At 62.9% G+C, this 12573-nt stretch carries 11 protein-coding genes; 5 read left to right on the plus strand and 6 right to left on the minus strand.

The features are described 5' to 3' along the window. The first annotated feature begins 27 nt into the window (after positions 1-27). Positions 28-741 (plus strand): hypothetical protein, encoded by a 714-nt coding sequence (locus tag ACB028_RS12640; protein ID WP_223379475.1) that lies wholly within the window; start codon positions 28-30, stop codon positions 739-741. 51 nt (positions 742-792) lie between these two features. Here ACB028_RS12640 and tyrS read toward each other — a convergent pair whose 3' ends face one another. Then, on the minus strand, positions 793-2061 hold the full coding sequence (gene tyrS / locus ACB028_RS12645) for a tyrosine--tRNA ligase (RefSeq protein WP_342017481.1): 1269 nt from the start codon (positions 2059-2061) through the stop codon (positions 793-795). Between the two features lie 150 nt (positions 2062-2211). On the opposite strand from tyrS, the gene ACB028_RS12650 reads away from it, so the two are divergent. Beyond that, positions 2212-3045, plus strand: coding sequence for a LuxR C-terminal-related transcriptional regulator (locus ACB028_RS12650; RefSeq protein ID WP_371144440.1), 834 nt, complete (start codon positions 2212-2214; stop codon positions 3043-3045). Between the two features lie 9 nt (positions 3046-3054). Here ACB028_RS12650 and ACB028_RS12655 read toward each other — a convergent pair whose 3' ends face one another. Next, a complete protein-coding gene (locus ACB028_RS12655) occupies positions 3055-3831 on the minus strand; it encodes a substrate-binding periplasmic protein (protein ID WP_371144441.1) in 777 nt (258 codons plus the stop codon). A 149-nt stretch (positions 3832-3980) separates the two neighbouring features. Beyond that, positions 3981-5123, minus strand: a complete 1143-nt coding sequence (locus tag ACB028_RS12660; protein ID WP_371144442.1) for a hypothetical protein — start codon at positions 5121-5123, stop codon at positions 3981-3983. 222 nt (positions 5124-5345) lie between these two features. On the opposite strand from ACB028_RS12660, the gene ACB028_RS12665 reads away from it, so the two are divergent. After that, positions 5346-5663: a DUF1496 domain-containing protein gene (locus tag ACB028_RS12665; protein ID WP_201980670.1), complete on the plus strand. Its 318-nt coding sequence runs from the start codon at positions 5346-5348 to the stop codon at positions 5661-5663. A gap of 294 nt (positions 5664-5957) precedes the next feature. Here ACB028_RS12665 and ACB028_RS12670 read toward each other — a convergent pair whose 3' ends face one another. Further along, the gene (locus ACB028_RS12670) at positions 5958-7403 is read right to left on the minus strand and encodes a catalase (protein WP_223379471.1); all 1446 of its coding nucleotides are present in this window, start codon (positions 7401-7403) and stop codon (positions 5958-5960) included. 161 nt (positions 7404-7564) lie between these two features. Here ACB028_RS12670 and ACB028_RS12675 point away from each other — a divergent pair, with 161 nt between their 5' ends. After that, a complete protein-coding gene (locus ACB028_RS12675; RefSeq protein WP_026455987.1) occupies positions 7565-8056 on the plus strand; it encodes a GNAT family N-acetyltransferase in 492 nt (163 codons plus the stop codon). Then, complete coding sequence (locus ACB028_RS12680; RefSeq protein ID WP_371144443.1) at positions 8057-8920, plus strand: GyrI-like domain-containing protein; 864 nt, start codon at positions 8057-8059, stop codon at positions 8918-8920. 74 nt (positions 8921-8994) lie between these two features. On the opposite strand, the gene ACB028_RS12685 is transcribed toward ACB028_RS12680, so the two are convergent. After that, positions 8995-9582 (minus strand): superinfection exclusion B family protein, encoded by a 588-nt coding sequence (locus ACB028_RS12685; protein WP_026455989.1) that lies wholly within the window; start codon positions 9580-9582, stop codon positions 8995-8997. A gap of 117 nt (positions 9583-9699) precedes the next feature. Next, complete coding sequence (locus tag ACB028_RS12690; RefSeq protein WP_371144444.1) at positions 9700-12564, minus strand: valine--tRNA ligase; 2865 nt, start codon at positions 12562-12564, stop codon at positions 9700-9702. Between the last annotated feature and the right edge of the window lie 9 nt (positions 12565-12573).

The raw sequence follows: 12573 nt of genomic DNA on the forward strand, positions 1-12573 counted from the left end.
GCCTTGATGGCCAATGACAGGACACTTATGCGCAATACCGTGATCGCCCTGAGCCTCGGCCTGGGGCTGGGACTCTGTTCCCTTTCTACCGTGGCAAGCCCCCTTGAAGAGCAGTTCACCCTGATGGAGAAGGGGGCCGATAGTGCCCTCGATACCCGGCTACTGAGTTACGACGGCGTCGACATCCAGGCCTGGATCGACGGCGTCCCCGTCATCATCGCCGTGCCCATCATGAACGAGCAGGGCAAGCAGGAGGGGGAGAGCCGTTACTACTTCAAGGGGGGTAAGCTGTTCGGCGTGAAGGAGCCTGCCGCCCGGTTCGGTTTCGATGACGGGGGCAAGCTGGTCCAGTGGCTGGACGAGAAGGGTCAGCCCGCCGAGTTTGTCAGCAAGATGAGCATGCAGCAGCGCGAGAGCTGGCTCACCAAACGGGCTGCCGAGCTGGCCGGGCTGTTCGCCCCCAGCCCGGCGGAGCGCAAGGCGGCCAGCAGTGGTGTCAAGCTCAAGGGGGCCGATCTTGCCCACTGGCTCTGCAGTGGCAAGCTGATGGCGCTGGCCGGGGGCGACAAGGTGATCTTCGAGCAGGATAAGCTCAAGGTCGGCGAGCAGGGGATCGCGGGGGAGGTCTCCCTGCGTCAGGAGAAGGGGTGGCAGGATCTTGGCCTCCAGTGCGAGGTACAGGGCACCCAGGTGACTCGCCTCACCTGGCGGCCGCTGCCTGGGGCCAACAAGCCGCAATGAGAAAACCGCAAGGGGGCCATGTCGGCCCCCTTGTCGTATCAGTCAGCTGGCTCAATCCAGCCACTCCACCAGATGGTACTGCTTCTTGCCCCGGCGCAGCAGCAGGTAGCGGCCAAACAGGCGATCGTCCCGGCCCAGCTGTTCATCCTGCCGGATTTCGCCGTTGAGGCTGATGGCCCCCGCAGCCAGCAGCTCGCGGGCGATGCGCTTCGAGCTGACCAGGCCGCAGCTCACCAGCAGGCTAACCAGGTCTGTCTCCCCCTCGATACGGCTGCTCGGCATACCATCCTGCGCCAGCTGGGCCAGGTCGCTCTCCCCGAGGCGGGCCACGTCGCCACAAAACAGCAGCTCGCTGATGCGCCGCGCCGCCGCCAGCGCCTCCTTGCCGTGGACCAGTTCGGTCAGCTCGTCCGCCAGCACCTGCTGCGCCTGCTTGCGTCCCTGCCGTGTGGCATCCTCCGCCTCCAGCTCATCGATGGCCGCCAGGGGCAGGAAGCTGTAGTAGCGCAGGAAGCGGTAGACATCCTCGTCCGCGGTGCCAAGCCAGAACTGGTAGAAGGCGTAGGGAGAGGTGAGCGCCGGATCGAGCCAGACTGCCCCGCCCTCGGTCTTGCCGAACTTGGTACCATCGGCCTTGGTGATGAGGGGCAGGGTCATGCCATAGACCTGGGCCTGATGGAGGCGGCGGGTGAGGTCCATGCCGCTGGTGATGTTGCCCCACTGATCGTTGCCGCCAATCTGCAGGGTGCAGCCGAGGCGCTGGTGCAGCACGGCAAAGTCCTGGGACTGCAGCAGGGCGTAGGAGAACTCGGTGAAGGAGATGCCCTGATCCGGGCGGGCCAGCCGCTGGCGCACCGATTCCCGCGCCAGCATGGCGTTGACCGAGAAGTGCTTGCCGATGTCGCGCAGGAAGTCGAGGGCCGACATCTGCCCCATCCAGTCGGCATTGTTGACCAGCACGGGGGCAGCCAGTCCGTCGCTGGCCGGTAGCAAAGCCTTGATCTGGGCCGACAGGCTGGCCACCCAGCCCTGCACGGTGTCGGCACTGTTGAGGGTTCGTTCGGTTGCCTTGAAACTGGGATCGCCGATAAGGCCGGTGGCGCCGCCGACCAGGGCCACCGGGGTGTGACCCGCCAGCTGGAAGCGACGCAGCATCAACAGCGGCACCAGGTGGCCGATATGCAGGCTACCGGCGGTGGGATCGAACCCGCAATAGACGGTGCGCGGCTTGGCCAGGTGGGAGGCCAGCGCCTCCGGGTCGGAATTCTGGGCGATAAGCCCGCGCCGGGTCAGCTCGTCAAGCAGATGGGGGTTGATCATGGGTGCTCCAACAACAGGGGAAAAGCCCTTATCCTCACCGTTGGGGGGACCTCGCTACCATGTCCCCCAGGGGACAGTTTTGCCACTGGCGTGCTAGCATCACAGGGTATGACGGGGTGCCTTCTTCCCCGCAGCGGGAGCGACAACACCATGACCGGCAGCCACTCATCCAGCACCAACCCATCGCTTATTCCCCACCTGACCGAGGTGGTCGAGGCCCTGAACGGCAGTGCCTTTCCGGCGGCCCTGGTGCGGCTCATTCGCCAGCAGGTGGCCTTCGATTGCGCGCTCTTGTTGGGAGTCGGCCAGCGCCCGGTTTACCTCTATGACAACCTGAACCATCAGCGGGCCCTGTTGTTTGATCGCTACCTCACCAGCCACTTCAGTCAGGATCCCTTTATGCAGGCGTTGAAGGCGGGCCTGGGGGCCGGGGTCTGGACCCTGGCCCAGGTGTCACAGGGCAGGCTGGATCCCGACTATCGTCAGCACTTCTACCAGGCTACCGGCTGGCAGGAGGAGGTGGGGCTGATCCTGCCGGTGCGCGAGGAGCTGACCCTGGTGCTGTTTCTGGGGCGCCTCGGCAAGCGCCAGAGCCTTGAGGCGGCAGAGCTGGCCAGGCTGGAGGAGCTGTTCCCCCTGGTGCACTCACTTTGCCGCCAGCACTGGCAGCAGGCACAACCGCGGCTGGCGGAGGGGACCGCCCTGCCGGACAGCGCCCTTATCAAGAGGGCGGTGGAGCAGGGGATGGCGAGCGTGGGAGGGGATCTGCTCACTCGCCGGGAGCGGCAGGTGGCCGGGTTATTGCTGCAGGGGCTGGATACCGACGCGATTGCTGCCGAGCTCGGGATCGGCAGCGGCACGGTGAAGAATCACCGCAAGCACCTTTATGGCAAGTTGCGCCTCGGTTCGCGCGCCGAGCTGTTCCATTTCTTCCTGAATCACCTGATCACGGCGCCACAGACTCCTGCCGGAGCGGGAGAGTAATGGCGGCGTTTATTTTATGCGCAGCAGAGGGGACTGGGATTTGGGCAGAGTACTGGCCTGCTGGTAACGGGCCAGCAACTGCTGGAACTCACGGCTCTGGCGCACCTTGTCCAGTGCCTGCTGCAGGCGGGCGACCTGTCGTTTGTCGGCCAGCGGATTGAAGGCAAAGCAGTTGTCCTGCTCTTCCAGTATGGCGACAGTAACGAAGTCTTCGTTGGGAAAGCCCAGCTCCCTGACCTGATGGCGCAACATCACCTCGTTGCCCGCCACCAGATCGGTGCGTGCCATGATGAGCTGGCGTACCACCTGATCCATCCGCTCTACCGCCATCATGTTGCCCGGGGCCAGCCCCCGGTTCAGCAACAGCTGCTCCCCCACATCGGCTTGCATGACGCCGATCCGCAGCGGGGCGAGATCCTCCCGGCTGGCGACTTTGGGGGCATTCTGTTTGCGGCCCATCAGGGAGACCCGTGAATTGCTGATGGGGCAGACCCAGAGAAAGTGGGGATCCCGCTCCCGGGTGCGCGCCGTACTGAACAACACGGCATCCGGTTGCTGGGTCAGCAGGTACCAGCCACGAGCCCAGGGCAGAAAGTGGATGGGCTGCTCCGGCTCACCCATCTCGCGCCACATCAGGCGCAGCAGCTCGACGGCCATACCGATGGATTTGCCGTCCTTGTCCTGGCCATTGAGCGGCATGTTCTGCTCGGAATAGTAGATAAGCGCCGGCGCCGGGAGGGCAATCAGCAGAGAGAGCAAGGCGAGAGTCGCGAGCAGGTGGCGCATGGTGCACTCCTTCCATCGAGTGTGCCTGAGACTATCTAACAGTCTATGTGGCCTTTGCCATAACGTCACAAGCCGGTGATGGATATCCTGCGTCACCGGGCCAATCCAATAGAGCGGAAAAAAACAGGCCACCTTGCGGTGGCCTGTTGTCATTTGAACAGAGCTTCCAGTTCGGCTTCGGCCTGGGTCCGGGCTTCGGTTTGCGCCTCGTCGCTCAGGGGGGCGGTCGCGCTGCTGACCGCTTTGGCCGCCTCCTGGCTGACGGTGGCTGCCGCGCTGCTGGTTGCCTGTTTGGCCTGAGTTGTCACCGCCTTGGTGGCCTCCTGGCTGACGCTGGCTGCCGCGCTGCTGGTTGCCTGTTTGGCCTGAGTTGTCACCGCCTTGGTGGCCTCCTGGCTGACGGTGGCTGCCGCGCTGCTGGTTGCCTGTTTGGCCTGAGTTGTCACCGCCTTGGTGGCCTCCTGGCTGACGGTGGCTGCCGCGCTGCTGGTTGCTTGCTTGGCCTGAGTCGTGACCGCCTTGGTGGCCTCCTGGCTGACGGTGGCTGCCGCGCTACTGGTAGCTTGCTTGGCCTGAGTCGTGACCGCCTTGGTGGCCTCCTGGCTGACGCTGGTTGCCGCGCTGCTGGTGGCTTGTTTGGCCTGAGTCGTGACCGCCTTGGTGGCCGCTTGGCTGGTGGAGGTCGCCACGCTGTTGACGCTCTGCTTGGCGGTATCGGCGATGGTCTTGCCAGCCTGCTGGCTCAGGGCATCGGTGACGCTGCCTTGGGTCCCATTCACGACGGTGCCGAGGATGGCATTGCTGCCCGCACCACCCAGGGTAGCGGCTGCCTGGGTGATGGGATTGTTCTGCCAGTCTTGCATTGCGCTCGGCCAGACGGGGGCCGTGGCCGCCAGGTTCTCACCGAAGGTCTGGGTAGAGCCATCCCCTTTTTGCAGCAGCACGGACATCTGGTTGGTTTGCGAGTTCCACACCATGCCGGCCTGCTTGGCGATGTCCGGTACCGGGGCGTAGCGGGAGATCACGTAGAACAGGGGACCTTCCTGCTGCAGCTCGTTGGCGGTCTTGAGCAGCTGCATGGTGGTGTCGTAGTTGGGGCCGAGGATGGCGGTCATCCGATCCTTGATCAGCGGTTGTTCGAACAGATTGACTTCATTGGGGTCGAAGCCGACCAGTGGCTTGAGCAGGGCCCACATCAGCTGGCTGGTGGGGCTCATCATCAACAGGGGGGCAACGCAGGCAGACAACATCAGGCTCAGGCAGGCCGCCTTGAGCAACGGCATGATACGCATCGGGATAATATCCAATAACGATTTGATAAATAAGGTTATATTTTGTCTTGAAACGACAAATTCACCGGGAATGTGCTGCTGGCCGCGAGATGCTGCCGGCGGGCGCTGGCAGGCTACCATATTGGTTCCGGAATACCAGCCAGTCGTCTATTTATCGGTCAAGTAAACCTGGGGAGTGGTCGCTTCCTGAAAAGAGCTTCCACAGAAAACAGGATGACCCCTATGAGATACCTCTTGCCCTGCCTGCTGGCGCTTCTCTGGCAGACCCCTGCGCAGGCCTCGTTGAAGACGACGGTCGTGGGTGATTCGGCTGGTACCGAGCTGGTGTTGCCGCTGAATGCCTTGTCGGAGCGTATCTGCTGGTACCAGGATCAGAAATATTCCCAGGGGGCGCGCATCCGGCAGGGAGATACCTGGCTGGAGTGCGGGCCGCAAAACGAGCTGGAGAGCAATGGCCCCCTGATCTGGCGCTCCCCGGTGGAGGCTAGTGCCGAGCCGGCGAGGGACAAAAACCGTCAGACAATTACCGTCGGCCAGTGAGCTTTTCTTGATCCAGCTAAAGACACAGACGTGATCCATATCGCATAATGCACCTCCTTTCATCTCATGGCTGGAACCTAAGAAATGGCTCGTCGCTCTTCCAATGCACAACGTCGTCGCAGTAGCTGGTGGTACAAACGCCTGTTGGCCAGAGAGCGGGAAGAACGGGAAGCACGTTCCGTCCGGGATTGATGCAGCATTGAAAAACGGAGCCTCGGCTCCGTTTTTTGTGCATGACAACTGGCGACTGTACAAACGGGGACCCTCGGGCCCCCGTTTTTATTGGCAGACCGCTTAGCGCTGCAGGGCAGCCAGGGCCAGCTCGACCCGCTTGGCATATTCGGGGTCGGCCTGCTCGAAGTGCTTGAGCTGGGCCGCGACGATGGCGTCGTCCTCCACATTGACCAGGGAGCGGGCCAGGTTGGCGGCCAGACGTGCGCGCTGCCCCTCGTCCATCAGGCGGAACAGCGCCCCCGGCTGGCTGTAGTAGTCAGCGTCGTAGTCGCGGAAGTCGTAGTGCAGCGCGGCTCCCTCCAGACTCAGGGCCGGCTCGTGTTGGCCACTCGGGGTCTGGGTGCCGAAGCGGTTCGGTTGGTAGTTGGGGCTGGCGCCACCGTTGCCATCGGCGCGCATGGCGCCATCACGGTGCGCGGTGTGGAACGGGCAGCGCGGAGCGTTGACCGGCAGCAGGCCGTGGTTGACTCCGAGGCGATAGCGCTGGGTATCGCCGTAGGAGAACAGCCGCCCCTGCAGCATGCGATCCGGCGAGAAGCCGATGCCGGGCACCACATTGGCCGGGGTGAAGGCGGCCTGCTCCACGTGGGCGAAGTAGTTGTCCGGGTTCTGGTTGAGCTCCAGCACGCCGACCGGGATCAGCGGGTAGTCGCCGTGGGGCCACACCTTGGTGAGGTCGAACGGGTGTACCTTGCTGCTGTGGGCCTCGGCCTCCGGCATCACCTGCACATAGACCTTCCAGCGCGGGAAGTCGCCACGCTCGATGGCGTTGTAAAGGTCGGCCTGGCTGGTTTCCCGATCCTGACCGACGGCGGTGGCGGCCTCTTCATCGGTGTAGAAGCTGTGGCCCTGCTCGGTCTTGAAGTGGAACTTGACCCAGAAGCGCTCGTTCGCGTCGTTGATGAAGCTGAAGGTGTGGCTGCCGTAGCCGTTCATCTCGCGCAGGCTCTTGGGGATGCCGCGGTCGCTGAACAGGATGGTGACCTGGTGCAGGGATTCCGGGTGACGGGACCAGAAGTCCCAGGCGGCGGTGGCGCTGCGCAGGTTGGTGCGCGGGTCGCGCTTCTGGGTGTGGATGAAGTCTGGAAACTTCAGCGGATCGCGGATGAAGAAGACCGGAGTGTTGTTACCCACCAGATCCCAGTTGCCCTGCTCGGTGTAGAACTTGAGGGCGAAGCCGCGCACGTCGCGCTCGGCGTCAGCGGCACCCTTCTCGCCCGCCACGGTGGAGAAGCGCAGGAATACCGGCGTCTGCTTGCCGATGGTGTTGAACAGGTCGGCCTTGCTGAACTGGCTGATGTCATGGGTCACGGTGAAGGTACCGTAGGCGCCCGAGCCCTTGGCGTGCACCACCCGCTCCGGGATGCGCTCGCGATCGAAATGGGCGAGTTTTTCCAGCAACCAGACATCCTGCAGCAGGACGGGGCCGCGGGGGCCGGCGGTGAGGCTGTTGTTGTTGTCGACGACGGGGGCGCCGTTGGCGCTGTGCAGGGTCTTGTCGGTCATGATGCTTCTCCTCGTTGATATGGGGTCCAGCCTACGGATCACGAGACAAAGGCGCCAATGGGCCTTTCCTCACCTTTTGATAGGCATTGCAAATGGGTGTGGCAGGGGGTGACCGGACCCTTGTGATGCTGCATGATGAAGCTTTCGAGAAGGAGCCTCAGATGCATATCACCATCCGCCATGCCGAACCGGCCGACGCCCCCGCCCTGCGGGATCTCTACGCCATGCCCAATGCCCAGGCGGGCACCCTGCAACTGCCCTATCCGACCCTGGGGGTCTGGCAGAAGCGGCTGGAGAGCGGCAGCGTGGTGGCGCTGGTAGCGGAGGTCGATGGCCTGCTGGCAGGGAATATTTCACTTCATATCGAGCCCAACCCGAGGCGCAAGCATGTTGCCTCTATCGGCATGGGGGTAAGGGATGATTGGGCCGGCAAGGGGGTGGGCTCGGCTCTGCTGGCGGCGGCGCTGGAGATGGCCGACAACTGGCTCAACCTGCGCCGCATTGAGCTCACCGTCTATACCGACAATCAGGCGGCCCAAGCGCTCTATTGCAAGTTCGGTTTTGTGGAAGAGGGGCTGGCCCGTGGTTACGCCTTTCGCCAGGGCGAGTATGTGGATGCCCTCTACATGGCACGGATCAGGGAGGCGGGCTGAGTGGTTGTCGACTATCGGGCTAGACTGCGGCCGGTGATCCGGGCGCTGGAGCAGGATCCCGACCTTTCCATCGAGGCGTTGGCGAGCCGCGCCTGCCTCTCCTTCTACCACTTCCACCGGGTGTTTACCGCCGTGGCTGGCGAGACGCCAGGGGAGATGTGCCGGCGCCTGCGCATGCAGCGGGCGGCCTGGCAGCTCTGTTACACCGACGCCAGCGTTACCGCCATTGCCCTCGGGGCGGGGCTTGCCAGCTCCCAGGCGTTTGCCAAGGCGTTTCGTCGCCACTACGGCTGCACTCCGGGGGAGTTTCGCCGCGACAAGCGCAAGAATGGACACCTGGAGAGCAAGGAGGGACACGCATGGGATGACCTGCTCCCTTATGCTGAAGGCCATACATCAGCAAGGAGCAACACCATGAAAACTGTCGAGATGGATGCCCGTACCCTGGCCTATATCCGGGTAACCGGTCCCTATGGCGAAGGATATGACGCCGTCTGCGGCCGGCTGCACCAGTGGGCGGCCGTGCGTGGCCTGGAGGGCGGGGAGTGGATCTTCATCTACCACGACAACCCGGAGGTGACGCCGCCGGCCCAGTGCCGCACCGACATCGGTATCACGGTACCGGCCGAGGTGCGTGGCGAAGGGGAGGTGGAGACCCAGCTCATCCCCGCCGGACGCTATGCCCAGTCCCGCTACCTCATCACGGATCGCAGCCAGTACGGGCCGCGCTGGCAGGAACATATCGGCGACATAGTCGCGGCCGGGCTGGAGTTTGGCGACGGCCCCTGCTTCGAGCTCTACCACAGCGTGAGCAACGATCCGCTGCAGGATGACGTGAGCTTCTGCTCCAGCCTCAAGGGGTAAGCCACAGGGCTGATATAAGACGGATAAAACAGAGCCGGACCCTGTCCGGCTCTGTTCTTTTCGGGAAGCGGCGTTTAGCGCTGGAAGCTCTTCTGGGCGAACTTGGGACGGGCGTTCATGATCTGCTCCACCTGCTCCTCGCTCATCTTGCCGCGGGAGAGGCCCAGCACCTTGTAGGTGAGCAGCGGCCGGGCTGGCAGGGCGATCATCAGGGCACGGATCTGGTTTTCGTCATCCTTCTCTCGCAGCGGTCTGCCATAGGCGTAGGTGAGCACGCCGGCATCCATCAGATTTTTGACGGCTGGCTCGGTGATCGGCAGGTTTATGACGCTTTTACGCTGCAATACGAACTCCCGCAGCACCGCCTTCTCGTTGAAGTCGAGAAAGCCGATCATCTGGGCCAGCTGATCCTGCTGGCGGCGTGATTGCCACTCCTCGCAGCCCCACTCCCAGGCGATGAGGAATCCCTGGCTGCAGAAGTAGGAGATGGCGATCAGCATGCCGACTCCCAGCCAGGCCGCGTGATCCGTGGCCCACTGGCTGACGGCGCCGTTCATCAGAGCGGCCGGAAACAGCAATATGATGCTGCAGCAGAGCAGCAACCAGACCATCAGCCAGTTAAGGCGGTTCAGTTGATAGAAATGTTGGATCCACCGTTTCATCGCTCATCCTTCCCAAACTGTTGTGGATAGTGAGCAACACTCAGCAAAGGGTGTGCCAACGCAGCACAAATAAAAAAGCCCCCTTGGCAGGGGGCTTCCGGGACCGGACGGGTCGGCTTACAAGGCGGCGATTTCGGCCTGCTGGGCTTCCAGCTTGGTCAGCTGGAGACGGTAATCTTCCAGCTTCTCGCGCTCCTTGGCGATGACCGCTTCCGGCGCCTTGGCGACGAAGGCCTCGTTGCCGAGCTTGCCTTCGATGCGGCCGCACTCACCGACCAGCTTGGCGACTTCTTTGGCCAGACGGGCCAGTTCGGCATCCTTGTCGATGAGACCGGCCATCGGGATCAGCAGCTCGGTGGCACCGATCAGCTTCTTCACCGACAGCGGGGCTGCTTCACCTTCGCCAAGCACGCGGATGGATTCCAGACGGGCCAGGGACTTGAGGAAGGCCTCGTTTTCTGCGGCGCGCTCAGCATCCTTGGCATCGCACTTGAGCAGCACGTTGAGGGGCACGCTCGGCGCCACATTCATCTCGGCGCGGATGTTGCGGATGCTGACGATGAACTCCTTCACCCACTCCTGATCCGCCATCGCGGCGGCGTCCACCTTGGTGGCGTCGAACTCCGGGAAGGCCTGCATCATGATGGTGTCGGCGTGTACGCCAGCCAGCGGGGCCACCGACTTCCAGATGGTCTCGGTGATGAACGGAATGATCGGGTGCGCCAGACGCAGCAGGGTTTCCAAAACAGTCACCAGGGTGTGGCGGGCAGCGCGCTGCTCGGCCTCGGAACCCTTGGTCAGTACCGGCTTGGTCAGCTCCAGATACCAGTCACAGAACTGGTTCCAGATAAATTCGTACAGCACGCCGGCCGCGATATCGAAGCGGTAGGTATCGAGCGCAGTGCGGAAGTCACGGATGGCCACTTGCAACTGGGACTGGATCCAGCGATCCGCCAGGCTGAACTGCATCTCGCCGCCATTACCTTGCGAAGAGAAGCCGCAATCCTGATCTTCGGTGTTCATCAGCACATAGCGGGAGGCGTTCCACAGCTTGTTGCAGAAGTTGTTGTAGCCATCCAGGCGCTTCATGTCCCAGTTGATGTCACGACCGGTAGAGGCGAGCGCCGCCAGGGTGAAGCGCAGGGCGTCGGTGCCGTGGGCGCCGATCCCTTCCGGGAACTGCTTGGCAGTCCGCTTGGCGATCTTCTCGGCCATCTGCGGCTGCATCATGTTGCCGGTGCGCTTCTCCAGCAGATCTTCCAGGCTGATGCCGTCGATCATGTCGAGGGGGTCCAGCACGTTGCCCTTGGACTTGGACATCTTCTGGCCTTCTTCGTCACGAATGAGGCCGGTGATGTAGACGGTCTTGAACGGTACTTGTGGCTGGCCGTTTTCGTCCTTGATGAAGTGCATGGTCATCATGATCATCCGGGCGATCCAGAAGAAGATGATGTCAAAGCCGCTCATCAGCACGTCGGTCGGGTGGAAGGTCTTGAGCGCTTCTGTATTGTTCGGCCAGCCCAGGGTGGAGAAGGTCCACAGGGCGGAGCTGAACCAGGTATCGAGCACGTCTTCGTCCTGACGCAGTACGGTCACGGACGGGATGTTGTGCTTGGTACGCACTTCCTCTTCGCTGCGGCCCACATAGACGTTGCCGGCGTCGTCATACCATGCCGGGATGCGGTGACCCCACCACAGCTGACGGGAGACGCACCAGTCCTGAATGTCGCGCATCCAGGAGAAGTACATGTTTTCATATTGCTTGGGCACGAACTGGATGCGGCCATCTTCGACGGCTTCGATGGCGGTCTTGGCCATGGGCGCCACGCGTACGTACCACTGGTCGGTCAGCATCGGCTCGATGGGCACGCCACCGCGATCGCCATAAGGCTGCTGCAGCACGTGATCCTTGATCTCGTCCAGCAGGCCCAGCTCTTCCAGCTTGGCCAGGATCGCCTTGCGGGCGGCGAAGCGCTCCAGACCAGCGAACTCGGCCGGCAGGGCGGCGTCGTAGGCAGTGCAGGGGTTGCCGTTGGTGTCGACCACTTCGGCTTCGGCACGCACGTGGGCGTCCAGGGTGAAGATGTTGATCATCGGCAGGCTGTGGCGCTTGCCGACCTCGTTATCGTTGAAGTCGTGGGCCGGGGTGATCTTCACGCAACCGGTGCCCTTCTCCATGTCGGCGTGCTCATCGGCGACGATGGGGATCAGGCGGTTCACCAGCGGCAGCAGGATGTGCTGGCCGATCAGCGCTTTGTAGCGCGGGTCTTCCGGGTTCACGGCGACCGCTGTGTCACCCAGCATGGTCTCCGGACGGGTAGTGGCAACGATCAGGTAATCCTTGCCCTCGGCGGTCTTGGCGCCGTTGGCCAGCGGGTAGCGCAGGTGCCACATGTGGCCCTTGATCTCGCGGTTTTCCACTTCCAGATCGGAGATGGCGGTGTTGAGCTTGGGATCCCAGTTCACCAGGCGCTTGCCGCGGTACATCAGGCCATCTTCGTAGAGACGGACGAACACTTCCTGCACGGCGGCGGAGAGACCCTCATCCATGGTGAAGCGCTCGCGCTCCCAGTCCACGGAATCACCGAGACGGCGCATCTGGCGGGTGATGGTGCCACCGGACTCTTCCTTCCACTGCCAGATCTTGTCGATGAAGGCATCACGGCCGTAATCGTGACGGGTTTTGCCCTCTTCTGCAGCGATCTTGCGCTCAACCACCATCTGGGTGGCGATACCGGCGTGGTCGGTACCCGCCTGCCACAGGGTGTTCTTGCCCTGCATGCGGTTGTAGCGGATCAGGGTGTCCATCAGAGTCTGCTGGAAGGCGTGACCCATGTGCAGGCTGCCGGTGACGTTCGGCGGCGGGATCATGATGCAGAAGGAGTCTTTGCTGGTATCGCCGTGGGGCTTGAAGTAGCCCTGAGATTCCCAGTGCTGGTAGAGCGCCTGTTCGATGGCGTTGTGATTAAAAGTCTTTTCCATGGTCTCGCC

The organism is Aeromonas sp. S9(2024), assembly GCF_041403185.1.
GTDB classification, from domain to species: domain Bacteria; phylum Pseudomonadota; class Gammaproteobacteria; order Enterobacterales; family Aeromonadaceae; genus Aeromonas; species Aeromonas enteropelogenes.

Bases quoted from the DNA above. Each gene is read 5' to 3' on its own strand.
- ACB028_RS12655 (WP_371144441.1), bottom strand. From the start codon at position 3,831: ATGCGCCACCTGCTCGCGACTCTCGCCTTGCTCTCTCTGCTGATTGCC.
- ACB028_RS12685 (WP_026455989.1), bottom strand. From the start codon at position 9,582: ATGAAACGGTGGATCCAACATTTCTATCAACTGAACCGCCTTAACTGG.
- ACB028_RS12640 (WP_223379475.1), top strand. From the start codon at position 28: ATGCGCAATACCGTGATCGCCCTGAGCCTCGGCCTGGGGCTGGGACTC.
- ACB028_RS12650 (WP_371144440.1), top strand. From the start codon at position 2,212: ATGACCGGCAGCCACTCATCCAGCACCAACCCATCGCTTATTCCCCAC.
- ACB028_RS12670 (WP_223379471.1), bottom strand. From the start codon at position 7,403: ATGACCGACAAGACCCTGCACAGCGCCAACGGCGCCCCCGTCGTCGAC.
- ACB028_RS12660 (WP_371144442.1), bottom strand. From the start codon at position 5,123: ATGCGTATCATGCCGTTGCTCAAGGCGGCCTGCCTGAGCCTGATGTTG.
- ACB028_RS12675 (WP_026455987.1), top strand. From the start codon at position 7,565: ATGCATATCACCATCCGCCATGCCGAACCGGCCGACGCCCCCGCCCTG.
- ACB028_RS12665 (WP_201980670.1), top strand. From the start codon at position 5,346: ATGAGATACCTCTTGCCCTGCCTGCTGGCGCTTCTCTGGCAGACCCCT.
- tyrS (WP_342017481.1), bottom strand. From the start codon at position 2,061: ATGATCAACCCCCATCTGCTTGACGAGCTGACCCGGCGCGGGCTTATC.
- ACB028_RS12690 (WP_371144444.1), bottom strand. From the start codon at position 12,564: ATGGAAAAGACTTTTAATCACAACGCCATCGAACAGGCGCTCTACCAG.